This is a genomic window from Mesotoga sp. HF07.pep.5.2.highcov, from assembly GCF_003666285.1.
Lineage (GTDB): Bacteria > Thermotogota > Thermotogae > Petrotogales > Kosmotogaceae > Mesotoga > Mesotoga prima.
This window is the reverse complement of record NZ_JFHJ01000049.1, coordinates 1-1,289: the sequence shown is the minus strand read 5'-3', so window position 1 is coordinate 1,289 and position 1,289 is coordinate 1. Positions and strand designations below refer to the sequence as shown.

The 1,289-nt window shown below is 47.7% G+C and carries 2 protein-coding genes; one reads left to right on the top strand and one right to left on the bottom strand.

What is annotated here, in order from left to right:
• Nucleotides 1–951, top strand: a 951-nt coding sequence (locus tag BG32_RS00945) for an InlB B-repeat-containing protein (RefSeq protein WP_220660296.1), incomplete at its 5' end; no start/stop codon positions are given.
• 23 nt (nt 952–974) lie between these two features.
• Here BG32_RS00945 and BG32_RS00940 read toward each other — a convergent pair.
• Nucleotides 975–1,289, bottom strand: a 315-nt coding sequence (locus tag BG32_RS00940) for an HD-GYP domain-containing protein (RefSeq protein ID WP_121526240.1), incomplete at its 5' end; no start/stop codon positions are given.

The following is a 1,289-nucleotide window of genomic DNA, read 5'->3' as shown; positions in this document are numbered from 1 at the left end:
AACGAGGAGCCTGTGGCTTCGGTCACTCTGTCTATGCACGAACCAATTGGTCAGGGAGCGGTTGCTCCGACTGTCGGAGATCACAAGTATGATGCAGGAAAGTCTTTAACACTTCAAGCGACACCGGCAGAAGGGTGGCTCTTTGAACACTGGCTTGTTGAAGATGCAGTCTATTCCTCTGAACATGAAGCCGAACTCACAATGAACACCGATAGAAATGTTAAGGCAGTCTTTGTCCGTAAGACACACACGCTTACAATGCTTGAGCCCTCCGGAAGCGGAAATGTCGAACCTGCGGTCGGTATAAGTATATATAAAGAGGGTTCAGTTGTTACCCTTGTGGCTACACCTTCCAACGGCTGGGACTTTGATTTCTGGCAGATAGATGGAGCTCTCTTCTCATACAATTCGCAGATAACGATCACCATGAATGCCAGCAAGACAGCTAAGGCGTTTTTTGTTGAAGAACCGCCAACAGTTTTCACCCTGACAATGGTTGAGCCAATCGGTCAGGGTTCGGTCAGTCCTCCGGTCGGAGATCACACATACATAGAGGGAACCTCCGTGCCCCTTTCGGCTACTCCCGCAGACGGATGGGAGTTCGAGGCCTGGTACCTTGACGGTACTTTTTATTCAGATAGCGAAACTACTTCGATTATCATGGACCGTGACAAATCAGTCTCGGCAGAGTTTGTGCAAAAAGCAGAGAAAGTAACTCTTGAGATCTACAAATATGGAAGAGGGACCGTCAGTCCTCCCGAAGGAACCTACGTTTACGATAAAGGATCCTCAGTTGATCTAAGCGCGACGCCTGATTCCGGATATCATTTTGAAGAATGGCTCGTTGATGGAACGACCTATGAGGTCCCGGAAATAACTATAACGCTTGAATGGGATACTATTGCGCAAGCAGTTCTCAGATGTAATTGCGGAGGCTCATGCGAGAAATGATGAATAATTGTTTTTGCGTCGACTTATGATGGTGAACTGACTCTCAATATCTCAAGAAACTTTTCTATCACGGCTGGATCGAATAGCTTTCCGGAGTTCTCTAGAAGGTACTCTACGGTTTTCTCTTTGCTCCAGGCTTTTCTATACGGCCTATCTGAAGTCAGAGCGTCATAAACGTCTACAACGGCAAATATCCTTGCAGCCAGAGGAATCTCTTCTCCTTTAAGTCCGCGGGGATATCCGCTTCCGTCCCAACGCTCGTGGTGACAGTAAGGAATATCCAGCGAAGGTCTAAGGTACTCGACTTGGGACAACACTTCATACGCCGTTGTCGGATG